Consider the following 24,982-nt stretch of genomic DNA (forward strand, 5'->3'; position numbering starts at 1 on the left):
CCTGCTCCCGCGATCCCGGTTAGATATGCGGGCTAGTGAACGAAGGGGCCGGCCCAAACTGCATGGGCCGGCCCCTGATTCACGATCAGCGTGTGGCGAGCAGTGAAACGCTCTTCACACCCCAGGTCTTGCTGGCGCCGTTGGCCGAGTCGGTGAGGAATCCGTACTGGGGATTCTCGCGCACCTTGGCCACTTTCAGTCCACCCGCCGTGATGGCAGACCGGTAGTCATCCTCCTGCAAGGCGCCTCCGATGCAGGCGGCCCACAGTGTCGCATCACACTTGACCTCTTCGGGTAGCGGCTTCTCGGTCACGATGTCCGAGAGGGCCAGGCGTCCGCCGGGCTTGAGCAGCCGGGCGGCGGCAGCGAACACCCGATCCTTCTCGGCTGACAGGTTGATCACGCCGTTGCTGATGATCACGTCCACGCTGTGGTCATCAAACGGCGGGTCCTCGATGTAGCCCTCGTGGAAGGAGACGTTGTCGATGCCCGCGGCCCTTGCCAGGCGTTTCGCCTTCTCCCGCTGGGCCTCGGTCATGTCCAGTCCCAGCACGCGGCCTTGGGGCCCCACCTTGAGGGCCGCGATGAAGGTGTCCATGCCGGATCCGCTGCCCAGATCCAGCACCACGTCACCGGGCCGGATGTCGGCCAGATCCATGTGATAGCCGACGCCGGCGAACGAATCCACGGACTGCGCGGGGATACGGTCAAGATCGGCTGTCGGATAACCCAGCCTTTCGGCAAGTTGGCGGCCCATCTCGAAGTGAAACTCGCCGTCAGGCGCTTCGGCGACACGCTGGTACATCTCCTTGACCTTGTGCTCCAGTGCCTTGCGGTCAACGGCCTCGTCGGTCTTGGTTGCTCTCATCTGCATGATTGTGTTCCTCCATCCCTTACTGTTCTTTGATGATTGCGGATCAGGCGCCGGCCGGCACCGTAAGGTGCCGACCGGGCCTGGTCCCCTGTTAGTTGCGAGGGTCGTCTTCGTCGTTGACGTACTCGATCCCCCAGGGACCCGTCCCGTGAAGCTGGATGACGGTTTCCTCCTCGGTGTATCCGAACATGGGGGCGCCCGGCGGCATGATGGCAACGCCGCCGGCGGGCAGCGCCGTGGTGTTGTTGCGGTCGAATGTGTCGCCATGCGCGAAGTGGAACGTGCCGGACAGCACGGTCACCCGTTCGTACGCCGGATGCACATGGGGGTCGACACGGTAGTTCTCCGGAAGCTTGAGCCGGAATGTAAACGGCTCCTCGGCTCCCAGATTTCCCTCGATCACGGCGATGCGTGCGCCGGGAGCCATGGATGCAACCTCCGACCACTGCAACTCCGATGGGTCCATGAGCAAGGGACTACCGTCCCCCTGGTACGGAGCCCCCGCCCAGGCGGCACCCGAGGCGCCCAGTGTCAGTGCGGTCACAGCCAGAAAGATACCTGTCTTGTTCATCACTCTACCCTCCTCGTTGTCTCTGTCTTGAGATTCGAATACCAGGCGTGTCCTGGTGACCCAAGGACGCATGGGTCGGCGGAGGGTTCCCGCGAGCGTGGATTTCTTGAGGTGTTTGGCAAAAAAAACGTCGGGTGCCGCCGACCGGGAACCTTTTCCGGAGCTCACGCGTCCTTGCGCTGCGGAAGGTGCCACAGGCACCGGATCCGCTGCCGCCGGGGTCTTGTGGATTCCTCGCCGGGGATCACCCATCATGGAGGACAGAGCAGTCTCTCAGAGATCGTGTCGCCGGGCGGACGGCGTGTACGCGGTCACGAATCCAGGAGATGACGTGCGGGGGACAGCATGCCGGATCCAGGATCAGGCGGGCAGGGAACAGACGATCGACAACAGCGGCGGGCACTGTTCGAGCAGGAGGTGGTTCGTCTCATGGACCGGTTATACGGCACGGCGCTCAGGCTGACCGGCAATCCGGACGACGCAGAGGACGTGGTCGCGGAGGCGGTCAGCAAGGCGTGGTCAAAGCTGGACGACCTGCGTGACCTCGAGTCCATGGAAGGGTGGCTGTTCCGCATCCTGAACAACTCGTTCGTCAGCCTGTGGCGGCGGCGAAAGACCCGGGACGAGGTGGAACGCGAGGCCGTGGAAACCTCCGACGCCGGGGGGTTCTCCCTGTTCCAGCAGTTGCACCAGCCGTTCCTGCTCTGGTGGGGCACGCCGGAGCAGGAGTTCCTCAATGATGTGCTGCAGGAGGACCTGCAAAAGGCGCTGGATGCATTGCCGGACGGATTTCGCGTGGTGATCGTCCTGGTGGAGGTTCAGGGTTATACCTACGAGGAGGTTTCCGCGTTGCTTGAGATACCTGTCGGCACCGTGCGCTCCCGCCTGAGCAGGGGGCGCGCGCTGTTGCAGAAGGCGCTCTGGCATCAGGCCTCCGAGGCCGGCCTGGTTCATGGTCGCCGCCCATCTGACGGCGGCGCCGGAGAGTCGACATGAGCGAAGACAAGCTCAGCTGCGAGGAGGTGATCGAGCAACTGTTCACTTATCTGGACGGTGAGCTCGATCACGTCCACAGCGCCGCCATCGACCGGCATCTCGAGCGCTGTCGCGACTGTTTCAGTCGCGCCGAATTCGAGAAGAGGCTGCGCGAACGCATCCGGGCTTCGGCCAGGGCGAAGGCGCCGGACAGCCTGCACCGCAGGATCAAGGGGTTGCTTGATCAATACTGACGTTTTGTTCTAGGGTTGCCAGGCAAGGGGGAGGGACCTTGCCATGGTGGCGATACTCGGATATTCGCGTGAACAGATCTTCACGGCGGTGAAGGACATGTATACCGCCGTGGCCGATGCCCCCTTGTCCCATTTCCATTTCCCCGTGGGCGATGACGCCTGCCGCACCCTCGGGTATCCGCCCGAGCAGGTCGATACCCTGCCCGGCGCGATCCGGGAATCCTTTGCCGGCGTTGGTTATCCCTTTCGTGCGGAAGCGGTGCGCCGTGGCGACACGGTGCTCGACATCGGCGCGGGCGCGGGAAACGACGCCGTCATCGCCAGCCGGATCGCGGGGCCCGAAGGGCACGTGGTGGCCCTGGATCTCACCCCCGCGATGACGCGCAAGCTCAAGTCCGCGGTCAGCGAGTCCGGCATCGACAACGTCAGCGTGGTGCAGGCCAGCGCGGAGCGCTTGCCGCTGGCCGATGCGAGCGTGGACAGCATCACCAGCAACGGCGCACTCAACCTGGTGCCGGACAAGCGCCGCGCCGTTTCCGAGATGTTTCGTGTCCTGCGCCCGGGCGGCCGGGTGCAGCTCGCGGATGTGGTGATACGGCGCCCCGTGACCGTCGACTGCCACGAGGACCCGCGTCTGTGGGTGGAATGTGTGGTGGGCGCCACGGTGGACGAGGATCTGCTCACCATGTTCCGCGACGCCGGATTCGAGGACGTTGAGGTCGTGCGGGAACTGGATTATTTCTCGCACAGCCCCAGCGAACAGACCCGCGAGGTAGCGGCCAGCTTCGATGCGCGCTCCCTGGAACTCGGCATGCGCCGCGGTGCGCGCGCGCCCTCGCCGCTTGTTCAGTGGCTCAAGCGCATGAACCCGGCGCGCTGGCTGAAATCCATGTGGCGGCGCGGTTTCCTGGGTATGGCGAGCCTGGCGGCAGCCCTGGTGGTCTGCTACGGGACCCTGGCGGCCCTGGCCCTGTTGGGGGTGCTGGGCATCGGGCTGGCGCTGGATGAGGGCCTTTGGGCCGGTGCGATCGCGCTCTTTGCCGTGCTGGCCGCTATCGCGGTGGTTGCCGGCATGCGCCGCCACCGAAGTCCGGGGCCGTCGGTTCCCGCAGTCGCGGGGGCCGGTGTCATCCTCTACGCCCTGTTCGTCGACTACAGCATGGTGGTTGAACTCGCGGGCTTCGTGCTGCTCGCTGCTGCCGCGTTCTGGGACCTGCGCCTGCGCCGTCGCGTGCAGACGCAGGTGCTTGGTCTCGAGGCCGCGTAGGCCTTAACCCGGTGAGATATGCGGGTTAACCCGCACGGCGCAGTGTCCGCGTATCACCACTCGTGCCGTCCCCGGCGCAGGCGCTTGTAGCGGCGAATCATGATCACCGCGTTGCGTATGGTGGGGAGGTCGATCCGGGCTACGGGTAGGCCCACGGACAGAGTCATGCCTTCCGGGGTCTCCTCGCCCACGTGGATGAAGTTGGCGCCGCCCCGCCCATCGCTGCCCAATGCGTGGAAGGTGGCGATCCAGAGCACCTCCCGCCCCTCGAAGGGGCCGTAGAAACGCAGCCGCAGTGATTCGCCGCCGGGCGGATCGATGAGCACCGCCTCCCGGATGATGTCGTCTCTGGATGATCGATCGATATCGTCGGACACGTCGGGCTGCCTCGCTCGGGCCAATCCGGGCCCGCAAGTGTAGCGGCAAATCCCATTCTTCGGGCCTTGCCGGCGACGCATCCGCTTCACTTTCCGGACCGGGACGAAGGGTTGAAACTGCAAGGGGCGGATGTTCTGATGGGCCCATGACAGGCGGTTTGGTCTCATGAGCCGCGATAGGACTCCGGCGGGAACAGACTGTCATGCTAAGGTTGCCGATCATTTCAATGTATTCCACTTATGTTTCAGCCTGTTGCGCGCCCGCCGGTGTCCGACCGGTGAGATATGCGGGCTAGGGGCGGGGTTCCATGCCTGGCATGCGCAATATCTTCGTCGTCGGCCTCGACGATTTCCATCTCGCTCAATTGCGCACGCTCCCAGGCGCCGAGGACTATGTCTTTCACCCCCTGTTTACCCACAAAGAACTCAAGGACAGCGACCGCTTTCCTGTGGAGCGCCTCCTTGAGGACGGCGCCGAACGACTGAGGCACTTTCCCGGAGGTGTGGACGCCGTGGTCGGTTACTGGGACTTTCCGGTCAGCACCGTGCTGCCCATTCTGCGCGGTGCTGTGGGGCTGCCGGGGCCGACGCTGGAAAGCGTGCTCAAGTGCGAACACAAGTACTGGAGCCGCCTGGAACAGGCGCAGGTGGTGCCCCGGCACATCCCCGCCTTTTGTGCCGTGGATCCCTTCGCCGACGATCCCCTGGCCGGTGTGACCATCGACTTCCCCTTCTGGATCAAGCCCGTCAAAGCGGTGCTCTCCTATCTGGGGTTCCGGGTGGAGGATGCTGATGACTTCCGCCGTGCCATCGAGCGCATCCGCGCCGGCATCGGCCGCTTCGGGGACCCTTTCAACGTCGTGCTGGAGCATGCCACGCTGCCGCCGGAGGTGGCGGCGGTGGACGGCAACCGCTGCATCGCCGAATCGCTGATCTCCGCCGGTCGCCAGTGCACACTGGAGGGGTACGCCTGGCGCGGCGAGGTGCGCATCTACGGGGTGGTGGACTCGCTGCGCGAGGGGGCCGCGGGCTCCTCGTTCTCACGCTACCAGTATCCCTCCACGCTGCCGGAACCGGTTCAGGCGCGCATGGGGGACATCGTGTCCCGGGTGATTCGGCGCATCGGTTACGACGATGGGCCCTTCAACATCGAGTTCTACTGGGAGGAGGATACCGACAACATCTGGCTCCTGGAGATCAACACGCGCATCTCCAAGTCCCATGCACCGCTGTTCCGCATGGTGGACGGCTGCTATCACCATCAGGTGATGATCCACCTGGGGCTCGGGCGCGAGCCGGTCATGCCTCACCGGGAGGGCCCCTATGCCTGGGCCGCCAAGTTCATGGTGCGCCGCCATGAGGACGCCCGCGTGGTGCGTGCCCCGACCCGGGCGGAGATCGATGCGGTGGAGGCGGGGATCCCCGGGGTGGTCATTCAGGTGGACGTGGACGAGGGTATGCGGCTCTCCCAGTTGCGCTACCAGGACAGCTACACCTACGAGGTGGCCACCGTGTTCGTGGGCGCTGAAACCCCCGAGGAACTGGAGCAGAAGTATGAGCGCGTGATGGCGCGCCTGCCGCTGGCGTTCGAGGCGCTGGAGCATACCGGCTCATGAAGACCGTGACGGACCTGCCGCACCGGGTGGAAGTGGTGGAGCACCTGTGGATCCCGATGTCTGACGGGATCCGCCTGGCGGCGCGGCTGTGGCGCCCCAAGGGGGCGGAGGGAGAGCCGGTACCCGCCATCCTGGAGTACATTCCCTACCGCAAGCGGGACTCCACCCGCGCGCGGGATGATGTCATGCATCACTACTTCGCCGGCCACGGCTACGCCTGCCTGCGTGTGGACCTGCGCGGCAGCGGCGATTCCGAAGGCGTGCTCGAGGACGAGTACCTGCAACAGGAGCTGGACGACGGGGTGGAGGTGATCCGCTGGCTGGCCGGGCAGCCCTGGTGCAGCGGCGAGGTGGGCATGATCGGCATCTCCTGGGGCGGTTTCAACGGTCTGCAGATCGCCGCAATGCGCCCGCCCCGGCTCAAGGCCGTGGTGAGCGTGTGTTCCACCGACGACCGCTATGCCGACGACGTACACCACATGGGCGGCTGCCTGCTTGGGGACAACCTCTCCTGGGCCTCCACCATGTTTGCCTACAACTCCCTGCCGCCGGACCCTGAACTCGTGGGTGAGCGCTGGCGCGAGATGTGGTTCGAACGCCTTCAGGGCAGCGGATTGTGGCTTGAGAAATGGCTGCGCCATCAGCGCCGGGACGACTACTGGAGGCACGGTTCCATCTGTGAGGACTTCTCCGCCGTGCAGTGTCCGGTCATGGCGGTGAGCGGCTGGGCAGACGGCTATTCCAACGCGGTGTTCCGCCTGCTGGCCAATCTGCGGGTGCCGCGGCTGGGGCTGATCGGGCCCTGGAGCCACAAGTACCCCCACCAGGGGGTGCCGGGACCGGCCATCGGTTTTCTGCAGGAGTGCCTGCGCTGGTGGGATCACTGGCTCAAGGGAAGGGAGACCGGCATCATGGACGAGCCCATGCTGCGGGCCTGGATGCAGGACAGCGTACCTCCCACGACCTACTACCACGAGCGCCCGGGCCGCTGGGTGGGGGAGCCGTCCTGGCCTTCACCCGACGGCGAGCAGAGGGCGCTGACGCTCGCCTGGCCCGGTACGCTGGAGCCGGAGTCCACCTCCGTGCCGGAGCGGGAGATGACCGTGCAATCCCCCCTGAGCGTGGGCCTGTTCGCGGGCAAGTGGTGCTCCTACGCCGCCACCCCCGACCTGCCCCACGACCAGCGCGAGGAGGACGGCGGCGCGCTGGTGTTCACCAGCGCGCCCCTGCAGGCGCCCCTGGAGATCCTGGGCGCTGCCGTGCTGGAACTGCGCCTGCGCGTGGATCGGCCGGTGGCCATGGTGGCCGTGCGGCTCTCCGATGTCGCCCCCGACGACAAGGCCACGCGCATCACCTACGGCCTGCTCAATCTTACCCACCGGGACGGGTCCGGGGAGCCGAAACCCATGGAACCGGGCCGGCAGTATTCGGTGCGGGTGAAGTTCAACGACGTGGCCCAGGCCTTCCCCGAGGGTCACCGCCTGCGCCTGTCCGTCTCCACGTCCTACTGGCCCCTGGCATGGCCCGCGCCGACCCCTGCGCGACTCACCGTCACCATGGGTGCGAGCCGCCTGTTGCTGCCGGTCCGTCCGCGCCGCGACGAGGCGGATGCACGTATCGGTTTCGCGCCACCGGAGGGCGCCCCCCTGTCCACGGAGATCCGCCAGCTCACGCCGCAGCACCACAACTGGCGGGTGATTCGTGACCTCGCAGAGGATGTCTCCACGCTGGAGGTGATCAACGACCACGGCACGGTGCTGCTGGAGTCCCTCGGCATGGAGATGCAGCGCAAGGCCCTGGAGTGGTACAGCTATCGTGCCGACGATTTTAACTCGGTGCGCGGCGAGACCCTCTGGGAGCGGGGGTTCCGTCGCGGCGACTGGCGGGTGCGCACGGTGACTCGCACGGTGCTGACCTCGACCCCGGAGCAGTTCCGCATCCATGCCCAGCTCGATGCCTACGAGGGAGAGCGGCGGGTGTTCTCCCGAAACTGGGATGTGTCCATACCGAGGGATTTGGTGTAGCCCGGATGAAGCATCGCGAAATCCGGGCCACGGGACTCAACACCGGTTCACCACCCTGCTACTGCGACTGCCGCTCTCCAAGCAGCTCGGCGAGCCGGCGAGCGAGTTCCTCGCCCAGTTTTTCCGGTTTGCCGGTGCCGTCGAGGCGGATCACCGTCGTGTGCGGCTGCTCCTGCAGCCATCGGGCCATTGAATCCAGCGCCTCGTACTGTTCCCGATAGAGGTCGCTGACGCGCTCGATGCTCCACCCCCGGTAGAATCGTTGCAGGCTCTTCTTGGCGCGGGCAACGCATCGCTGTGCTGCCAGTTCGGGCGGCGTGTCGATAAACACATGGATGTCGGCGAGGTCATCGTGCAGCAGTTCCAGCATGGCGATCAGGTCTTCCGGGGGCGGCCGGTCGCCTTCATGTACCAGGTAGAGCTTCTGCATGATGTTCTGGTCGAAAAGAACGAGGGAGTGTTCCTGCAGCGTGCGTCGAACGCGGCGGGCAATGAGCACCTTGTCGAGAACGTCCGCGGCGCGGCGCATCTGGCGCAGACCCTGGGTCGGAACGGCGGTGAGCAGGAACCGACCGGCCGCCCGTGCGGCGAGGGCCAGACCTGTGACCAGGTCGCGGGTCCCCGGGGACAACTTCCCGTCCTTGCTATAGAAGAAGGGGTCGATTTCCTTGCGGGCGCGCAGGCTGTGCACGGCGCGCTTGGCAACGGTGGTCTTCCCCGCACCTGGAAAACCCACGAACTCGGCCACCAGCGGCGGGCGCGGCCTGTTCATCGACCGCCCCGATCCATGCGCGCAGGCACTGCGCCAAAGCGGCGCATCCGTTGTTGTTTCACGTTGGACCTCTTTCCCGGTTGCACGCCCGGGTGCCCGGGTACGTCCTCTTCGCCGAAGCTTAATGCATCGAGGCGCCTTCATGAACCTTTTGTGACAACCCCGTCTCATGGCGCAAGATGCGCCCGAGGGGGCGGGAATCTGGACAGCGTGCCGCAGGTTTGACCGCCTGCATCGTGAATACCGTAAGATCCTTTGGCCGGTCATCGCCCATTGCCGCACATAAGAGGAGAACGCCCGACTTGTCCCGTGATGCCTCAGAAGCCGTGCTCGATGTTCGCGGCTTGCGTACCGCCCATGTGGGCCCCGTCGATTTCAGACTGCTGCCCGGCGAGATCTGCAAGCTCTCCGGGCCTTCGGGCGCTGGCAAGACACTCCTGCTGCGGGCCCTTGCCGATCTGGACCCGAACCAGGGGACAGTGCTGCTGGATGGTGAGGACCGCGACAGGATCACACCCACCGAATGGCGCCGGCAGGTGGCCTACCTGCCGGCGGAGCCCCTGTGGTGGGAAGAGCGCGTGGGCCTGCACCTGGATGCCCGCGCCGGTGATGACATGCTGCGGTTACTGGGCTTCGAGGCGGGTGTGCGCGACTGGGAGGTGGAGCGGCTTTCCAGCGGCGAGCGCCAGAGGCTGGCGCTGGTCCGCCTGCTGGAGAATCGGCCCCGGGTGCTGTTGCTGGACGAGCCCACTGCCAACCTGGATCCGGCCAATACCCGCAAGGTGGAGCGGCTGGTGCGCGACTATGTCTCGGAGAACGGTGCCGCGGCGCTCTGGGTGAGTCACGATCCCCTGCAGCGCCAGCGGGTCGGCGGGCGTTCGCTGGTCATTGATGCCACCGGGCTGCACGAGGAGGCGGCATGAACGTCATCGCGCTCTCGCCGCTGGACCTGACGGTGGCCGCCGCGCTGGTGGTGGCACTGGCGGCGCTCACCGCGCGCATCGGGATGGGTCTGTCCCGCAGCCTGTTGATCGCCGGTACGCGCACGGTGATTCAGCTCCTGCTCATCGGCCTCGTGCTCAGGACCCTGTTCGACCATGCCCAGCTTTACTGGGTGGCGTTGCTCTCGCTGGTGATGCTGGCCGTTGCGGGCCACGAGGTCATGGCGCGCCAAGGTCGGCGCTTCACCGGCTGGTGGGGCTATGGCATCGGCACCTCGTCCATGTTCGTCTCCGCGTTCGCCGTCACGGTGCTGGCGCTCACCACCATGATCGGCCCCGCGCCCTGGTGGGAACCCCAGTACGCCATCCCGTTGCTCGGCATGTTGCTGGGCAACACCATGACGGGCATCGCTCTGGGGCTGGACCGCCTCACCCAGACCGCCTGGCAGCAGCGCCGGGTCATCGAGGCCCGCCTGATGATGGGTCACAGCTGGGGCATGTCCATCTCCGCCATCCGCCGCGATGCCGCCCGCAGCGGCCTCATGCCCATCATCAACGCCATGGCGGCAGCGGGGATCGTGAGCCTGCCGGGCATGATGACCGGCCAGATCCTGGCTGGCACCCCGCCCATGGAGGCGGTGAAGTACCAGATCCTGGTGATGTTCCTGATCACCGCCGGTACGGGCTTCGGCACCCTGGGTGCCGTGTGGCTGGGCTCAAAGCGCCTCTTCGACGAACGTCAGCGGTTGAGGCTGGACAGATTAAAGGCAGGGAAAAAGTAAAAGGGCAAAGGTACAAGGGCATCAGCCCCTTGTACCTTTGCCCTTGTACCTTGTACCTGCTTCTCACCCGTACAGCTTCCGGCGGAAGAACTCCGGGCAGGCGCCGGCGGCGCGGTGGATGGCGGCGTTGTAGTAGAGGGTCTCGAAGGGTTTCTCCTCGGCCTGTTGCTCGCGCCGGAAGCTGACGGTGTTGTCCTTGCAGGCGAGTGTGGCGCTCCACCAGCCGGAGGGGTAGGTGCACTGCGGGAAATTCAGGGCCAGCACGTCCAGGAATCCCGCGGTGCGCAGGCTGTCGTGCATGGGCCGGATGATGGAATCCGTGTGCAGCAGCGGTGATTCGCTCTGCTGTGCGAGCATCCCGCCCGGACCCAGGGCCCTGAAGCAGTCCCGGTAGAACGCCGTGGAAAACAGGCCCTCGGCCGGACCGATGGGGTCGGTGCTGTCGATGATGATCACGTCGACGGACCCGGGCTCGGCATCCTTCACGAAGCGGATGCCGTCATCGAACAGCAGCCGCGCACGCGGGTCGTCGTTGGACTCGCAGAGTTCGGGGAAGTATTTCTCGGACAGGCGTGTGACGCGTTCGTCGATGTCCACCTGGGTGGCCTGTTTCACCTCCGGGTGCTTGAGCACCTCGCGCAGGGTGCCGCAGTCACCGCCGCCGATGATCACCACGTTCTTCGGGTCCGCATGGGCGTAGAGCACCGGGTGGGACATCATTTCGTGATAGATGAAATTGTCACGATCCGTGAGCATGACGAACCCGTCGATCACCATGAGCGTGCCGAAGGTCTCGGTTTCGTAAATCTCGATCTTCTGGAACGGCGTCTGTTCCTCGTGGAGCTTCTCGCGGATGCGCAGCGACAGCGCCAGGCCCTTGTCGGCCTCCGAGAACCAGTGGTTGTCCAGTGCCATGGGTTCCGACTCCCATCGGGATGTGTGGAGGCAGTATGATAAAGGAAGCAACTCGCATGTCCACGGCGGCCCGCCCGCCCGAATCCCCTCAACCCGACCGGACTCCCATGAGCGCCTGGACCCTGGACCAAGCCCGCAGCCTGTACAACATCGCCAACTGGAACGGCGGTTATTTCCACATCAATGACCGGGGGCGCGTATGCATGCGCGTGCCGGGCGTCGGCGATCATCCCGGCGTGGATCTCTTCGAGCTGGCGCAGTCCCTGCGTGAGTCGGGCCGCTCCAGCCTGCCGGTGCTGATCCGCTTCGAGGACATCCTCAGCGACCGCGTGCGCCGGTTGCGCCAGGCCTTCGACCAGGCGCGGGAGGAGACAGGTTTCGAGGGGGGCTACACGGTGGTCTACCCTATCAAGGTGAACCAGCAGCGCAGCGTGGTGGAGCGCATCCTGGGCGAGGGCGGAGATCGGGTGGGCCTGGAGGCGGGCAGCAAGCCCGAGCTGATGGCGGTGCTGGCGCTCTCGCGCCCGGGCGGCGTGATTGTGTGCAACGGCTACAAGGATCGCGAGTACCTGCGTCTGGCACTGATCGGCCGTCTGCTGGGCCTGCGGGTCTACATCGTCGTTGAAAAGCCCTCGGAACTGGAGGGCGTCATGGAGGCGGCGCGCGATCTCGGCGTGCGGCCGTTGCTCGGCATGCGCGTGCGTCTTGCGTCCATCGGCAAGGGCAAGTGGCAGAACACAGGGGGCGAGAAGGCCAAGTTCGGCCTGTCAGCCAGCCAGTCGCTGGCCATGCTCGAACGCCTGCGCGAGGCGGACATGCTCGATTGCATGCAGCTGCTGCACTTTCACATGGGTTCCCAGATCGCCAACATCCGCGACATCCAGGCCGGCATGAGCGAGGCGGGGCGTTTCTACGCGGAGCTGCGCCGCCTGGGCGCCGATATCCGTGTGGTGGATGCCGGCGGAGGGCTCGGCGTGGACTACGAGGGCAGCCGCTCGCGCAACGACTGCTCCATCAACTACAGCCTGCAGGAATACGCCAACAACATCGTGCGCAGCCTGGCGAACACCTGTACCGAATACGATCTGCCCCACCCCCAGATCTTCACCGAGTCGGGCCGGGCCCTCACCGCGCACCACGCGGTGCTGGTCACCAACGTCATCGACACCGAACGCGCTCCGGAACAGGACGAGTTGCTGCCCCCCTCCGAGGACGAGGCCCTGATCCTCCAGGACATGTGGCGCCTCTACGAGAATGCCGAGGGCATCGCGCCCACCGAGGTCTACCACGACATGGCCCACTGGCTGTCCGAGGTCCAGGCCATGTACACCCACGGGGTGCTGGATCTCGCCCAGCGTGCGCGCGCCGAGGCACTCTACTTCGCCACCTGCCGGCGCCTGGCGGCGGAGAGCGCCCATCGTCTGAGCCGTGAGATCCGCGAGGAGATCAACGAGAAGCTGGCGGACAAGTACTTCTGCAACTTCTCGGTCTTCCAGTCCATCCCCGACGTCTGGGCCATCGAGCAGATCTTTCCCATCATGCCGCTGCACCGTCTTGACGAACCGCCCGTGCGCCGGGCCGTGCTTCAGGATCTGACCTGCGATTCCGATGGTCACGTGGAGCGCTACGTGGATGGCGAGGGCGTGGAGACCAGTCTGCCCCTGCACGTCCTGCGGGAGGCCGAGCCCTACCTGCTCGGCATCTTCCTGGTGGGCGCCTACCAGGAGATCCTGGGCGATCTGCACAACCTGTTCGGCGACACGGATTCCATCAACGTGGTGCTGGAGCCCGACGGGGGTTATCGACTGGAACACCCGGAGCGCGGCGACACCGTGGACGAACTCCTGCGCTACGTGCACTTCGACCCCGAGACCCTGGCCCGGGCCTACCGCGAGAAGGTGGCCTCGGCCGCCCTGGACAAGTCCCTCGCGGAACAGGTGCTGGGTGAACTGGAACAGGGGCTTTCCGGCTATACCTATCTGGAGGAGTAGCTGCCGGGGGTCCTGGAAAACCGTCTTCAACCACGAAGCACACGAAGGGCACGAAGAAAAGCCCAGAACAATATGTTCTCTCGCGAAGCCGCGAAGGACGCAAAGGAAATCTCCAATGATAGGGCGCCCCGCGGGCGCCAACGGACCTCAACCGGAGCCTGCGTGGCGGGCACGGCCTGCCCTATCGATCATCAGGCTTTTCTTGGCGTCCTTGGCGCTCTTTGCGAGAGGAATGCCTTTCCAGGGACATTGCTTCGTGCGCTTCGTGGTTGAACAGGGGCTTCGGGTTGGACGAGGCGTCACACGCAGGTGCCGGCTGATGCGGCTATACTGGGTTCCAATCCGACCGAGGGGGTAGGGGATGGACCTGATGGAATGGGCGCTGGTGGCGGGTGCTGCGGGTGTGCTGCTGGGCTACCTGCTGGTGGTGCGTGCGGGCTTCAGGCGGGAGTTTCTCTGGGGGATTATCAACCTTGTGCCGGTGGTCTCCCTGGCCTTTGTGCTGCTCTACTGGCGCGAGGCCCGGTTCGGTTTCGCCCTGAGCATCCTCGGTCTGCTGGTGGTGGCGGGCGCCCTGTACGGGGGCGCCGACGCCCGTGTCGAGCGGGAAATGGCCCGGCTCGGCCATCCGGTGGAGATTCCCATGCCGGTACAGCGCCCCTGGGATGTGCAGGTCCCCAACGAGGAACTGGTGCGGCGCATGGAGGAGGAGCTTGGCGAGCCCCTGACAATGGTCGAGGAGCACCCCTACACGCCCGCGCAGATCCGGCCGCTCCCGCCGGCAGGCAGCATTCGGCCGCAGGAGCGGGCTGCCCCAGTGGAGCGGGAATGGCGGGAGGCGGTGCGTGAAGAACTGCCGCAGCTGGTGGGCGAGCGCATGCGCCTGGTGATCGCGGCGGGTGGTGCCGAGCGCGAGGGCACGCTGGCCGGAGTGACGCGCCTCGGCGTGTTTCTGCAGCAGGTGACCCGCCAGGGCACCGTGAGTTTCGAGTACCGGCTTCGGGACGTGGAATCCATGCATGTCTGGGACGTCAAGGGTGCGGCGCCGCGTATTCCCGAGCCCGACACCGATACAGAGATCGTTGCACCGGATCCCACGGACAGCGACGCATCGCCACCCGCCGGAGAAGAATAATGCGGGTGTATGTCTACCGCAGCAGTCGCCGGACGGATACGTACATCTACCTGGCCGGAAAGGACGATTTTGCGGCGATCCCCGATTCACTGATGCAAGTGTTCGGTGCACCTCGATTCGCCCTGGAATTTGATCTGACCCCCGAGCGCGCGTTGGCACAGGAGGATCCGAGGGCCGTACTGGCCAGCCTCCGGGATCGCGGCTTTCACCTGCAGATGCCCGCGGACAACGAGCGGCCGATGTAGCCCGCATACGTGTTTGAATCGCGAGCAAGGCATCCATGCCTCGCGATAGCAGGCTGTTTTTCAACAGCCTGCTATCGCCATGGGTCGTCCGGCTGAGGTATGGTGAACCGGTGTCCTCTCGCAGCGAGCGGACACCGCCGGGGTGATCAGCTATGCCGTTTGCCCCGGATTGACGGGGAGGTCATTGCAATAATTCCGCTTGCACCGGACTCCGGCATTCCGAAATTCCTTCTCCGGTTACCGCTCGGGGTGCGTTCATGCATCCCATCCATTACTTGGATTCTCCGGGCCGAGCAGTTGCGACGATCTCGTCATGCGTTGGTGTTCGCCTCTTGTCCCGACAACTTGCCATGTCATGGAAGGGAGATGCACATGTCACAACACAAACAACTCATCGCCGCCGCCGCGGTGCTGGCCCTGGCCGCTCCTGCCTACGCAGACGACCTCAATTTCAGCTTCTACGGTTCGGCCCGGATACACGCGGAAGCGGTGCAGCCAGATGACACGTCCGAACTGGATTCGTACACGGCACTGAGAGACGCATACTCGCGTATCGGCTTCAACGCGGATTATGCGCTGACCCCGAATGTGGAACTGTTCGGCCAGCTGGAACTGCCCCTGGATCTGCCCAACAAGGCTGTTCAGGACCCCTGGGATCAGGACCAGGATATTCGGATCGGACAGATCGGATTGCGCGGCGATTTCGGTACCTTCGCCTATGGCCAGATGTGGCTCCCCTACTACAACGCCATCGCTTTCCCGGTGGATATGTTCAGCAGTTATTACAGCGGATTCGCCACCCATACCGTCTTTCGGCGCGGCGATACCATCGCGTTCTACAGTCCCGGCTTCAATGGCCTGTCGTTCTCCGCGGCTTGGAGTGAAGATCACGGCGACGACGATGACCGCCTGCAGCTGACCGCCAGCTACGGCTTCAATGACACCACGATCTCCATGGGCATCGATGATCTCGGGGGCGACAACGATACCCGAATCTACGGCGCATCGTTGATGCACACCATGGGAAATCTCTACATCGGCGCAAAGTACGAAGTCTTTGATACCAAGGCGGACTTTGATGGCAATGAAGCCATGAACCTCTATGTCGGTTACACGCTGGGCAAGAACACTTTCAAGGCCATGGTGGCAAAAGTCGAGGGGTTCGGGGAGAACATCTTCCATGCCGGCTGGGATCACCAGTTCAATGATCAGCTGAAATTCTTTGTGGAGTACTACTACGAGGAAGAGACTGCCGCGATCACCGAGAAGTACGGCGGGCTGGCCGAGACGGACTTTGGAGGCGACGGCGGCCAGGTGTTTCTGGGCGGCCTGCGGTACGACTTCTGAATTATGCGTGAGGTGTGAGGGGTGACCCAATCATTGCATAAATTTGACGCAACCAGGTTTCAGGCTACTTGCTTCAAGTATTCAGGTAATGCAACAGAATCGTAGGCCGGACAAAGCGCAGCGATGTCCGGCGCCCTATCGCCCGATACCGCTTCGCTTTATCGGGCCTACGTTGGGCTGGACCTCACATTTGGTGAGATCCAGAAACAGCCGTGCAACAGGCAGTTCGTACCGTATATAAGCCGTTTTCTTGTAAAACCGTGCCGAATTTATGCAACTGTCGGGGTGAGGCGACAGGGGGGTTGAGAGGATGATCAACCCTTCGTTGTCGCACTCATCATGCAAACGCCCGCTACACCGAAACCGGAAGAGGAGCCCCGCACATGTTCAAGAAGATCATGGTACCGGTGGATCTTGCCCACCTGGATGCGTTGAAGAAATCGCTCAATGTTGCCGGAGATCTGGCCCGGCACTATGACGCTGCCCTGTGCTACGTGGGTGTGACCACGTCCCAGCCCGGCGCCGTAGCGCGCACGCCCGAGGAGTACGGAAAGAAGCTCGAGGCCTTTGCGCGAAGCCATTCGCCGGACAACGGGCAGGCTCCGTGCACGCGCGTCTACATCAGCCACGATCCTGTGGCCGACCTGGATGACATCCTCGTGAAGGCGGTTGGTGACGTGGGTGCCGACCTGGTTGTGATGGCCACGCACCTGCCCAAGCACCTCGACGCCATCATGCCGGCCAACGGAAGCAAGGTGGCCGCGCATACCGCGGCGTCCGTCTTCCTCGTGCGTCCCGGCGCCGGCTGAGCCATTACTCAAACACAACGGAGGATCTCGTGGAAAACAACTCCGACAAGTCCGCCGAGCATTCGACCGGATCCACCGGCGTGCCGGCCCCCGAGGGCGCAGCCAACCTGATCGACACGGATTACCAGATCGGCCAGGACAACTACCAGGCCAGTCCGCTGGGGGTCAGCATCGACATTCACGGCGCCGTGTTCGCCATCTCGTCGCTGGTGATCATCGCCTTCGTGGTGCTTACCCTGGCCCTGCCCGAGCAGGCCACGACCGTCTTCGACGGCATGAAGAACTGGATCAACGCCAACATGACCTGGTTCTTCCTGCTGGCGGCCAATATCTTCGTCCTGATGTGTGTGGTGCTGATCTTCTCGCCACTGGGTCGTATCCGCATCGGTGGCGCGGACGCCACGCCGGACTTCTCCAGGCTGTCGTGGTTCTCCATGCTGTTCGCGGCGGGCATGGGTATCGGGCTGATGTTCTTCGGCGTCTCCGAACCCCTGTCTCATTACGGTACCGCCATGGGCGGTACTGCCGTGGGAGATGACGGGGTGCGCACCGACTGGGCGCCGCTTGGCGCGGCGGCCGACGATCCGTCCAGAGCCGTGCGTCTGGCCATGGCCGCCACCATCTTCCACTGGGGCCTGCATCCGTGGGCGATTTACGCCATCGTCGCGCTGTCGCTGGCGATCTTCGCCTATAACAAGGGCCTGCCGCTCACCGTTCGCTCCATCTTCTATCCGCTGCTGGGCGAACGCATCTGGGGCTGGCCGGGACACGTCATCGACATCCTCGCCGTGTTCGCCACCCTGTTCGGGTTGGCGACGTCACTGGGTATCGGTGCGCAGCAGGCGGCATCGGGCCTCGGGTATCTGTTCGGGATAGGTGGGGGCAACACCACGCTGGTACTCCTGATCACGGGCATCACCGCCGTGGCGGTGGTGTCCATCGTGCTCGGCGTCGACAAGGGCGTGAAGCGCCTGTCCGAGCTCAACATGATGCTCGCCTTCCTGTTGTTGCTGTTTGTCGTGTTCGTCGGCCCGACGCTCATGATCGCTACCGGCTTCGTTACGAACCTGGGCAGTTACCTCGCCTATCTGCCGTTTCTGTCCAATCCGTTCGGACGCGACGACGCCAACTTCAGCCAGGGCTGGACCACCTTCTACTGGGCGTGGTGGATCAGCTGGTCGCCGTTTGTGGGCATGTTCATTGCCCGCGTGAGCCGCGGCCGCTCGGTGCGCGAGTTCCTGATCTCGGTCCTCCTGATCCCGTCGGCCGTGTCCGTGTTCTGGATGACGGCCTTCGGTACCACCGCCATCCACCAGTTGCAGCAGGGGCTAGAGGAGGCAGCGGGGTCCGAGCTTGCGCTGCAGCTTTTCATGGTGCTGGGCGAGATGCCGCTCACGGAGATCACGTCGTTCGTCGGCATCGTGCTGGTGCTGGTGTTCTTCATCACCTCGTCGGATTCCGGGTCCCTGGTGATTGACACCATCACGGCGGGTGGCAAGATCGACGCGCCCAAGCCGCAGCGGGTGTTCTGGGGTGTGATCGAGGGGGCCATTGCCATCGCGCTGCTCCTGGGCGGCGGCCTGGCCGCCCTCCAGGCGGTCGCGGTGTCCGCCGGCCTGCCCTTCACCCTGGTGCTGCTGGTGGGGTGCTACGCCATCATCAAGGGCCTTCTCTCCGAGCCGCGGCCTTGACCCGCTGGTCACCAGGGAGCACGTGATGGTAACGAAGGCCTTGTTGGAGAAAGATTGTTCTCTCGCCAAGAGCGCCAAGTACGCCAAGAAAACCGGGGATCGGGTAGGTTGGGGTGAGGAACGAACCCCAACATTCAACAGTGACCTGGCCGACAGCGTTGGGGTTCGCGCCGCTCACCCCAACCTACCCGACCCCATTTTACTTGGCGTACTTTGCGCTCTTGGCGAGAGAAACTTGTCTTCTCTCTTTCTTTTTCTGGCCTTCGTGTGCTTCGTGGTTGAACAGGGTTGCGGCGGGCTACAACCAGAACGCGGAGAGGGGCGTCTGCGGCGAGTAGTGCCGTGCCACCTGGGCCAGGAACAGTTCGGCGGTGGCCATGGCGTCCACCTTGGCGTGATGGGGTGAATAGGCGGGCAGCCCGTAACGGGCCCGACTGTCCGCAAGGCGGATGGACGCCGGTTTGACACCGAAGAATTTCTTGATGCGTTGAAATCTCCCCTGCCGCTCGTGGCGCGCCTCCAGCTCCATGGTGTCGATGACCGGGAACAGGCAGGACTCACCCCGCAGTGTCCTTGCCGCAGCATCCAGAAAGGGCCGTTCTATGTTCAGAAAGTGGACCACGATGACGCGGCCGGCCAGGGTGTCCAGCAGTTCGTCCAGGACGGCCTCCAGGAGCGGTGCGTTCTGTACTTCGGAGTGGGTGATGCGATGGAATGCGATGGACTCCTCGGACAGCGGGCGCGAGGGGCGCACCACCCAGTAACGCCCGTGGGCAGGGCGTATCGACTTCAGGTCGAATGGCACCGCGCCGATGCTGACGATGGCGTCCGTGCGCGCATCCAGGCCGGTGGTCTCGAAGTCCAGGGCCAGCAGGGGCACATCGGCGATGGGTGTGTCCTCCGTCGGCAGCCCGGCTTCGTAAAAGCGCCGCAGGGCGGGGGTTGTGCACGCCTGTGCCTGCCTTGCGAAGAACTCGTGCCAGGACAGTTTCTCTCCACTGTTGTCCGCCTCGCCTGCCATCGGCGTTACCGTGTGGGGCTGGGATAGCGGAACCGCAGGTAGCCCTGCGCATTGCTCAGCACCTGGAAGGCCTCCTTGAGATTGTGGCGATCGACGGCGGACACATGGTCCGGTTCGATGGCGTTGTCCACGGGGAGGTCGTGCTTGATCTCATGCGCCTGGTGACGCAGGCGCATGATGGAGATGAACTCGAGGGCATAGCGCAGCTTGTCGGCCTGCCCGGCCGGGAGGATGCCGGCCTGGTCGATGTCGTTCAGGCGTTCAAACGAATTCTGCAGGCGTGATCCGGCCGCAAGGGCGTGCACGCGGATCACGTCGTTCATGGGCCCTATGCCGCGCCGCTTGATGTTGATCGTGTTGTCGTGCTTGCCATCCTTTTCCATCACGAAGGAGCGGAAGATGCCGATCGGCGGCTTGCGGGCCAGGGCGTTGCGGGCCAGTGCGGCCAGGAACAACGGGCTCGACTGCGCCCGGTTGGCCACCAGATCCTGGAGTTCCTCGACGAAGCGCTCTTCCCCATGGATCGCGTCCAGATCGAAGAAGATCGAGCTGTGCAGCAGGCGTTGCGGATCGGGTCGGGTGATCCAGTCTTCGAAGTAGCGCTTCCACTGTGACAACGGTTGGCGCCACGGGTCATTGGTGGCCATGATGCCGCCCTTGCAGTAGGGATAACCGCAGGCGTCGAGCCCGTCGCTCACGTGTCTGGCGAGTTCCCTGAAATAGGCATCATGTCTGGCCGGTTCAAAGGCATCATGGAGCACCAGGGCGTTGTCCTGGTCGGTGATGACCGACTGGTCATTGCGTGCCAGAGAGCCATGCACCATGAAGCAATACGGGATGGGGGGAGGCCCCAGCTCCTGTTCTGCCAGTTCGATGAGACGCCGCATCAGGCTGCGGCCGATGCTCGACATGGCCGCGCCGATCATCTGCGAGGTGCCCCCTTCGTCCACCATACGCACGAAGGCTCCGCGGATGTCCGGCCCCAGCCGTGCCAGGGCCTTGACGGAGGTGCGGTTGAAGATGCTGCTCACAACGTAGGCGCTGCTGTTGGTCTCGTAGCGAACGATGTCCGTCAGGTGGACGACACCCACGGGCCGACGCCGGTGCAGGACGGGCAGCCGCTGGATGTTGTTGCGCAGCATGGTGAGCAAGGCCTCATACACGGACTCGTCCGACTGGATCGTGATGAGCCCGCCGTGATTGACCCCCGAAAGGGGGGTGCCCGCCGGAAGACCTTCGGCAACGATGCGCTCACGCAGGTCCTTGTCCGTCACCATACCGGTCAGGCTCCAGGTGTTCCCATCGCCGTCGGTGAACACGCGGTCGGAATCCGTATCCTCGGCCGGTGCCAGCAACAGGACCGATGACACGTCCTGTGCGGTCATCAGCCGCGCCGCTTCCTGAACGCTGGCGGATTCCTCGATCATCACGGGCAGGCGGGTGATGAGCCGGCGCACGCGCGTGACCATCATGTCGTTGCTGCGTGCGCTCTGCTCCACCGTCGCCTTGAGCCGGGAACCGGACAGTTCCACGAAGTCGGCGAAGTGCTCGTCCTCGCTGCACAGGCGCTCGAACATCTCGCCGGGGATCAGGTAGAGCAGGGTGTCCTCGAGGGCCTTGACCGGAAAGCGCACGCCGCGGTTACGAAGCAGGGCGAACTGGCCGAAGATGTCGCCCTCGCCCAGGCGGTTGAACAACTCGCCGGTATGGCGGTACACCTCCACCGCGCCGCTGCGTATGTAAGGCAGCGCGCTCACGGTGTCCCCCTTGTCGAAGATCTGCGCGCCGGCCTTGAAGTAGGCGATCTCAACGGAGGCGGCGACTTCGTCCAGGAGTTCGTCGCTCAGCGTATCGAAGGGCGGAAACCGGCCCATGTGATCACGAATCTCGCGAACTTCGGCTTCCATCGTGTGGACCCTTTGAACCTGGCGTGGGCAAGGATCCCAAGGTCAACACGAAACGCGTCCGGGTTCAACCGCGCCGGGATGCGGGACGGGTGTCCATCGAAGCACGGGCACCTCCCGTACCGTGCATACGGCGACGGCTGGGCTGACATGCGGGTGACCGGTAACCCATCCGGCGAGTGCGATCACGCTGCCGTGCAATTGTATTTGAGATACATTGAGTGGGATTAACGGGACCTGGCTGTCCCACGGAGAGACCAATGCCCGAGTTCCTCAAGGCACCCGCGCCGGGGTTCGACGATCCTCTGAACCTGCTGCGGGCCTGTCACGACCGTATCCGTGAGCGGCTCGACACCCTGGAACGGCTTCCCGGACACTTGGCCCGTCGCGGTGCCGATGTGGAGGCGCGAGCCGCAGTCCGGCGCATCCTCGCGTACTTCGACGGCGCCGCGCCCCATCACCATGCGGACGAGGATCGCGACCTCTTTCCCCTGCTTCTCGATGCCGAGGGGCGCTCCGGCTGGGACGCGAAAATCCCGGCCATCCTTGATCGCCTTGCCGGTGAGCATCCGCGGCTCGAGCAGGGCTGGGGGATCCTGCGGATTGATCTGGAGGCGGTGGCGGAGGGGGAGGTCCGGCCCCTGTCTGAAGCCGGGGCGTGGGTTCGTCTGACCCGGGAGCATCTGGCCCTGGAGGAGACGCACGTGCTGCCCCTGGCGGCCCGCCTGCTGAACAGCCGGGAACTGGAACGCCTGGGTCGGGCCATGGCGCGCCGGCGCGGGGTGGCGTTTCCGGGCGGGTGACCGTCGGCGACTGCAACTGCAACTTCCACCGCGACGCAAAGACGCGAAGGCGCAAAGGAACGCAAAGAAGGCCTTATAACTGTAAACCGAGAGTTCGTAGGTTGGGGTGAGGGACGAACCCCAACAGGGATGTTCAGACTGACCCACGTGCTTGGGGAGCGTTCCGCTCACCCCACTTCTTGTCCAGTAGCTCACATCCTGAATCCCTTCGCGTTCCTTTGCGCCTTCGCGTCTCTGCGTCGCGGTTCCGCCTTACCCCGACAACAACTCCGTATCATCATGGCTGTACGCCGGCGAGCAGGCGCAGAGAATGTGCAGGGGTTCGGAACCCGTGTTTCGGATGTTGTGGGGTGTGCCGGGTGCGATGCAGACGGTGTCGCCCACCGATACCTGAAACGTCTCGTCCCCGAGACGCATCAGGCCTTCGCCCCGGGTGATGTGGTAAATCTCCTCGGTGCGCCCGTGCCGATGGAGGCGCGTCTCCTGCCCGGGCGCTACAACCGCCTCCGCGAGACTCTGGGCGTGGTTGCCGTGTTGATCCGGATGCATCAGCTCCCGGATCTTCGAGCCGTCTTTGGTGTCATAGGCAGGGATGTCGGCGTAGCGGGTTATCATGGCGGATCTCCGGGAGCCGGGCTATTGCACGGCAAACAGCACCGTGAGTGTAGGCACCGGCAGGCGCTACCATCAAGCGTCGAGCCTGCGGCTCGTCCAGGTATCGGGCTGTGATGCGCAAGACCGCATCCGTCTGCAGAACAGCGAAGGGAGTTATTTATGAACCGCTTTTTCTCGATGATCCTGGTACTTTTCCTCATGTTCGGATTCCATTCCGTAGTCCACGGTCAGAGCTCCTACGCTGGCCATACCGACCGTGCCATCAAGGCGCTCTCCCAAGAGCAGATCGAGGGCCTGCGCGCCGGCAGCGGCATGGGCTTCGCGCTGGCTGCCGAACTCAACGGCTATCCCGGCCCGCTCCATTCCCTGGAGGTGGCGGACGCGATGCACCTTTCCGCGGAACAGCGGCAAGAGACTCAGGCTCTCTATGAGGAGATGCTCGAGCGCAGCAGGGCGCTGGGTGAGCGCATCGTGGAACTTGAGACCGAACTCGACGCGCAGTTTGCCAACCGCACGATTACGGAAGACAGCCTGCGTCAGCTCACCGCCCGGATCGCCGAGGCCACCGGCGAGCTGCGCTTCAATCACCTTCGCTACCACCTTGAGATGACCGCCCTGCTGAGGCCCCACCAGGTCGAACTCTACAACCAGGCCAGAGGCTACGGCGAGGGCGGCGGCGCCCATGGGGGGCATGGACACCACGGGCATCATTGAGAATGCTCCTGTAGAACTGAATCGTGCGTGGCCGGACTCACGTAATCACCCTGCCGGCATGCTTACAGTATCTGACGACGATCCGGCCCCTTGTATAAGGCCTTGTTTTGCATCCATTTGCGTTCATTCGCGGCCCCCGCTCGAAATGCCGGGCCGTCGAGGGGCCTGCCAGGAATACCGCCGTTTCTCCCGTGACTCGGGTATAATCTCGCACCTTTTTTCCGATACCCGCCCAGGCAGGGCCTCCCCCGTATGACCGACAAGCTTCGCAATATCGCCATCATCGCCCACGTGGACCATGGCAAGACCACGCTCGTGGACAAGCTGCTGCAACAGTCCGGGACGTTCGATGAGCGCGCCCATCTGACCGAGCGCATGATGGACTCCAACGAACTGGAGAAGGAGCGGGGGATCACGATTCTCGCCAAAAACACGGCGCTCACCTGGAACGACTACCGCATCAACATCGTCGACACCCCCGGACATGCCGACTTCGGCGGCGAGGTGGAGCGGGTGCTGTCCATGGTGGACTCCGTGCTGCTGCTGGTGGACGCGGTGGACGGGCCCATGCCCCAGACCCGCTTCGTGACCGCCAAGGCCTTCGCCATGGGGTTCCGGCCCATCGTGGTGGTGAACAAGATCGACCGCCCCGGCGCGCGGCCCACCTGGGTGGTGGACCAGGTGTTTGATCTCTTTGATCGGCTGGGCGCCACCGAGGCGCAGCTGGACTTCCCGGTGGTGTACTGCTCGGCCCTGAAGGGTTTTGCCGGTCTCTCCCCGGATGTGACCGAAGGCGACATGACGCCGCTCTTTGAAACCATCGTGGAGCACGTAAGTCCGCCGCAGGTGGATGCCGAGGGGCCGTTCCAGTTGCAGGTCTCGTCGCTGGACTACAACAGTTACCAGGGCCTGATCGGCATCGGCCGCATCACCCGCGGCAAGGTGCGGACCAACACGGCGGTGAAGGCCATCGACCGCGAGGGCAACGTGCGCTCCGGACGCATCCTGCAGATCCTCGGATTCAAGGGTCTGGAGCGCGTCGAGGTGCCCGAGGCCCGGGCCGGCGACATCATCGCCTTTACCGGCATGGACGAACTCTACATCTCCGACACCCTGTGTGACCCGGCGTCCGTGGAGGCGCTCAGGGCGCTCACCGTGGACGAGCCCACGGTGAGCATGACCTTTCAGGTGAACACCTCGCCATTTGCCGGCAAGGAAGGCAAGTACGTCACGTCCCGCAACATCCGCGACCGCCTGCTCGAGGAACTCAAGCACAACGTGGCGCTGCGTGTGGAGGAGACCGACGATCCGGACAAGTTTCGCGTCTCCGGCCGCGGCG

24 protein-coding genes are annotated in these 24,982 nt (G+C 64.4%); 16 read left to right on the top strand and 8 right to left on the bottom strand.

The features are described 5' to 3' along the window. Positions 1–85: 85 nt before the first annotated feature. The gene (locus B1C78_RS02610) at positions 86–874 is read right to left on the bottom strand and encodes a methyltransferase domain-containing protein (protein ID WP_077277588.1); all 789 of its coding nucleotides are present in this window, start codon (positions 872–874) and stop codon (positions 86–88) included. A 91-nt stretch (positions 875–965) separates the two neighbouring features. Beyond that, the gene (locus tag B1C78_RS02615; protein ID WP_077277589.1) at positions 966–1,445 is read right to left on the bottom strand and encodes a cupin domain-containing protein; all 480 of its coding nucleotides are present in this window, start codon (positions 1,443–1,445) and stop codon (positions 966–968) included. 345 nt (positions 1,446–1,790) lie between these two features. Between B1C78_RS02615 and B1C78_RS02620 the strand changes: the two genes are divergently transcribed. From B1C78_RS02620 to B1C78_RS02630, 3 genes are read left to right on the top strand one after another with little or no spacing between them, the layout of a single operon-like run. Beyond that, entirely contained in the window at positions 1,791–2,441 is a 651-nt protein-coding gene (locus B1C78_RS02620) for an RNA polymerase sigma factor (protein WP_077277590.1), read from the top strand. Then, positions 2,438–2,674, top strand: a complete 237-nt coding sequence (locus tag B1C78_RS02625) for an anti-sigma factor family protein (RefSeq protein ID WP_077277591.1) — start codon at positions 2,438–2,440, stop codon at positions 2,672–2,674. The genes B1C78_RS02620 and B1C78_RS02625 overlap by 4 nt, the downstream gene beginning before the upstream one ends. Positions 2,675–2,717: 43 nt before the next feature. Beyond that, a complete protein-coding gene (locus tag B1C78_RS02630) occupies positions 2,718–3,941 on the top strand; it encodes a MerC family mercury resistance protein (RefSeq protein WP_077277592.1) in 1,224 nt (407 codons plus the stop codon). A gap of 53 nt (positions 3,942–3,994) precedes the next feature. Here the strand turns inward: B1C78_RS02630 and B1C78_RS02635 are convergent, their stop codons facing one another. Beyond that, positions 3,995–4,318, bottom strand: coding sequence for a hypothetical protein (locus B1C78_RS02635; RefSeq protein WP_077277593.1), 324 nt, complete (start codon positions 4,316–4,318; stop codon positions 3,995–3,997). 308 nt (positions 4,319–4,626) lie between these two features. Here B1C78_RS02635 and B1C78_RS02640 point away from each other — a divergent pair, with 308 nt between their 5' ends. Next, positions 4,627–5,934, top strand: coding sequence for an ATP-grasp domain-containing protein (locus B1C78_RS02640; protein WP_077277594.1), 1,308 nt, complete (start codon positions 4,627–4,629; stop codon positions 5,932–5,934). Beyond that, entirely contained in the window at positions 5,931–7,958 is a 2,028-nt protein-coding gene (locus B1C78_RS02645; protein ID WP_077277595.1) for a CocE/NonD family hydrolase, read from the top strand. Before B1C78_RS02640 ends, B1C78_RS02645 begins: the two co-directional genes overlap by 4 nt. A 58-nt stretch (positions 7,959–8,016) precedes the next feature. On the opposite strand, the gene B1C78_RS02650 is transcribed toward B1C78_RS02645, so the two are convergent. Continuing rightward, positions 8,017–8,730: a nucleoside/nucleotide kinase family protein gene (locus B1C78_RS02650; RefSeq protein ID WP_175628213.1), complete on the bottom strand. Its 714-nt coding sequence runs from the start codon at positions 8,728–8,730 to the stop codon at positions 8,017–8,019. A 302-nt stretch (positions 8,731–9,032) separates the two neighbouring features. On the opposite strand from B1C78_RS02650, the gene B1C78_RS02655 reads away from it, so the two are divergent. Beyond that, the gene (locus B1C78_RS02655; protein ID WP_245795278.1) at positions 9,033–9,653 is read left to right on the top strand and encodes an ABC transporter ATP-binding protein; all 621 of its coding nucleotides are present in this window, start codon (positions 9,033–9,035) and stop codon (positions 9,651–9,653) included. Further along, entirely contained in the window at positions 9,650–10,453 is an 804-nt protein-coding gene (locus B1C78_RS02660; protein ID WP_077277597.1) for an ABC transporter permease, read from the top strand. The genes B1C78_RS02655 and B1C78_RS02660 overlap by 4 nt, the downstream gene beginning before the upstream one ends. A gap of 63 nt (positions 10,454–10,516) precedes the next feature. On the opposite strand, the gene speE is transcribed toward B1C78_RS02660, so the two are convergent. Continuing rightward, a complete protein-coding gene (gene speE, locus B1C78_RS02665; protein ID WP_077277598.1) occupies positions 10,517–11,368 on the bottom strand; it encodes a polyamine aminopropyltransferase in 852 nt (283 codons plus the stop codon). A gap of 107 nt (positions 11,369–11,475) precedes the next feature. On the opposite strand from speE, the gene speA reads away from it, so the two are divergent. From speA to B1C78_RS02695, 6 genes are all read left to right on the top strand, one after another. Continuing rightward, positions 11,476–13,359: a biosynthetic arginine decarboxylase gene (gene speA / locus B1C78_RS02670; protein WP_077277599.1), complete on the top strand. Its 1,884-nt coding sequence runs from the start codon at positions 11,476–11,478 to the stop codon at positions 13,357–13,359. A gap of 361 nt (positions 13,360–13,720) precedes the next feature. After that, positions 13,721–14,494, top strand: coding sequence for a hypothetical protein (locus B1C78_RS02675; protein WP_077277600.1), 774 nt, complete (start codon positions 13,721–13,723; stop codon positions 14,492–14,494). After that, positions 14,494–14,739, top strand: coding sequence for a YcgL domain-containing protein (locus B1C78_RS02680; RefSeq protein ID WP_077277601.1), 246 nt, complete (start codon positions 14,494–14,496; stop codon positions 14,737–14,739). Before B1C78_RS02675 ends, B1C78_RS02680 begins: the two co-directional genes overlap by 1 nt. Before the next feature lie 372 nt (positions 14,740–15,111). Continuing rightward, entirely contained in the window at positions 15,112–16,086 is a 975-nt protein-coding gene (locus B1C78_RS02685) for a porin (protein WP_077277610.1), read from the top strand. Between the two features lie 383 nt (positions 16,087–16,469). Then, positions 16,470–16,895 (top strand): universal stress protein, encoded by a 426-nt coding sequence (locus B1C78_RS02690; protein WP_077277602.1) that lies wholly within the window; start codon positions 16,470–16,472, stop codon positions 16,893–16,895. 29 nt (positions 16,896–16,924) lie between these two features. Then, on the top strand, positions 16,925–18,586 hold the full coding sequence (locus B1C78_RS02695; RefSeq protein ID WP_077277603.1) for a BCCT family transporter: 1,662 nt from the start codon (positions 16,925–16,927) through the stop codon (positions 18,584–18,586). Positions 18,587–18,884: 298 nt separating this feature from the next. On the opposite strand, the gene B1C78_RS02700 is transcribed toward B1C78_RS02695, so the two are convergent. Together B1C78_RS02700 and B1C78_RS02705 are read right to left on the bottom strand one after the other, a co-directional pair. Continuing rightward, positions 18,885–19,607 carry a 3'-5' exonuclease gene (locus B1C78_RS02700; RefSeq protein ID WP_077277604.1) on the bottom strand — a complete coding sequence of 241 codons (723 nt, stop codon included), beginning with the start codon at positions 19,605–19,607 and terminating at the stop codon, positions 18,885–18,887. A gap of 5 nt (positions 19,608–19,612) precedes the next feature. Continuing rightward, positions 19,613–21,514, bottom strand: a complete 1,902-nt coding sequence (locus tag B1C78_RS02705; protein WP_077277605.1) for a DUF294 nucleotidyltransferase-like domain-containing protein — start codon at positions 21,512–21,514, stop codon at positions 19,613–19,615. A gap of 257 nt (positions 21,515–21,771) precedes the next feature. On the opposite strand from B1C78_RS02705, the gene B1C78_RS02710 reads away from it, so the two are divergent. Further along, complete coding sequence (locus tag B1C78_RS02710) at positions 21,772–22,314, top strand: hemerythrin domain-containing protein (protein WP_077277606.1); 543 nt, start codon at positions 21,772–21,774, stop codon at positions 22,312–22,314. Positions 22,315–22,566: 252 nt separating this feature from the next. Here the strand turns inward: B1C78_RS02710 and B1C78_RS02715 are convergent, their stop codons facing one another. Continuing rightward, a complete protein-coding gene (locus B1C78_RS02715) occupies positions 22,567–22,929 on the bottom strand; it encodes a cupin domain-containing protein (protein WP_077277607.1) in 363 nt (120 codons plus the stop codon). A 159-nt stretch (positions 22,930–23,088) separates the two neighbouring features. On the opposite strand from B1C78_RS02715, the gene B1C78_RS02720 reads away from it, so the two are divergent. After that, positions 23,089–23,643 (top strand): hypothetical protein, encoded by a 555-nt coding sequence (locus tag B1C78_RS02720; protein WP_077277608.1) that lies wholly within the window; start codon positions 23,089–23,091, stop codon positions 23,641–23,643. 252 nt (positions 23,644–23,895) lie between these two features. Next, positions 23,896–24,982, top strand: a 1,087-nt coding sequence (locus tag B1C78_RS02725; protein WP_139349781.1) for a GTP-binding protein, incomplete at its 3' end; no start/stop codon positions are given.

This window comes from Thioalkalivibrio denitrificans, from assembly GCF_002000365.1.
In the GTDB taxonomy this organism is placed as follows: domain Bacteria; phylum Pseudomonadota; class Gammaproteobacteria; order Ectothiorhodospirales; family Ectothiorhodospiraceae; genus Thioalkalivibrio_A; species Thioalkalivibrio_A denitrificans.

Coding starts and splice junctions, on each gene's coding strand:
- B1C78_RS02640 (WP_077277594.1), top strand. CDS start 4,627: ATGCCTGGCATGCGCAATATCTTCGTCGTCGGCCTCGACGATTTCCAT.
- B1C78_RS02615 (WP_077277589.1), bottom strand. CDS start 1,445: ATGAACAAGACAGGTATCTTTCTGGCTGTGACCGCACTGACACTGGGC.
- B1C78_RS02720 (WP_077277608.1), top strand. CDS start 23,089: ATGAACCGCTTTTTCTCGATGATCCTGGTACTTTTCCTCATGTTCGGA.
- B1C78_RS02680 (WP_077277601.1), top strand. CDS start 14,494: ATGCGGGTGTATGTCTACCGCAGCAGTCGCCGGACGGATACGTACATC.
- B1C78_RS02710 (WP_077277606.1), top strand. CDS start 21,772: ATGCCCGAGTTCCTCAAGGCACCCGCGCCGGGGTTCGACGATCCTCTG.
- B1C78_RS02660 (WP_077277597.1), top strand. CDS start 9,650: ATGAACGTCATCGCGCTCTCGCCGCTGGACCTGACGGTGGCCGCCGCG.
- B1C78_RS02685 (WP_077277610.1), top strand. CDS start 15,112: ATGTCACAACACAAACAACTCATCGCCGCCGCCGCGGTGCTGGCCCTG.
- B1C78_RS02715 (WP_077277607.1), bottom strand. CDS start 22,929: ATGATAACCCGCTACGCCGACATCCCTGCCTATGACACCAAAGACGGC.
- B1C78_RS02675 (WP_077277600.1), top strand. CDS start 13,721: ATGGACCTGATGGAATGGGCGCTGGTGGCGGGTGCTGCGGGTGTGCTG.
- speA (WP_077277599.1), top strand. CDS start 11,476: ATGAGCGCCTGGACCCTGGACCAAGCCCGCAGCCTGTACAACATCGCC.
- B1C78_RS02700 (WP_077277604.1), bottom strand. CDS start 19,607: ATGGCAGGCGAGGCGGACAACAGTGGAGAGAAACTGTCCTGGCACGAG.
- B1C78_RS02620 (WP_077277590.1), top strand. CDS start 1,791: ATGCCGGATCCAGGATCAGGCGGGCAGGGAACAGACGATCGACAACAG.
- B1C78_RS02630 (WP_077277592.1), top strand. CDS start 2,718: ATGGTGGCGATACTCGGATATTCGCGTGAACAGATCTTCACGGCGGTG.
- B1C78_RS02650 (WP_175628213.1), bottom strand. CDS start 8,730: ATGAACAGGCCGCGCCCGCCGCTGGTGGCCGAGTTCGTGGGTTTTCCA.
- B1C78_RS02625 (WP_077277591.1), top strand. CDS start 2,438: ATGAGCGAAGACAAGCTCAGCTGCGAGGAGGTGATCGAGCAACTGTTC.
- B1C78_RS02690 (WP_077277602.1), top strand. CDS start 16,470: ATGTTCAAGAAGATCATGGTACCGGTGGATCTTGCCCACCTGGATGCG.
- speE (WP_077277598.1), bottom strand. CDS start 11,368: ATGGCACTGGACAACCACTGGTTCTCGGAGGCCGACAAGGGCCTGGCG.
- B1C78_RS02610 (WP_077277588.1), bottom strand. CDS start 874: ATGCAGATGAGAGCAACCAAGACCGACGAGGCCGTTGACCGCAAGGCA.
- B1C78_RS02705 (WP_077277605.1), bottom strand. CDS start 21,514: ATGGAAGCCGAAGTTCGCGAGATTCGTGATCACATGGGCCGGTTTCCG.
- B1C78_RS02645 (WP_077277595.1), top strand. CDS start 5,931: ATGAAGACCGTGACGGACCTGCCGCACCGGGTGGAAGTGGTGGAGCAC.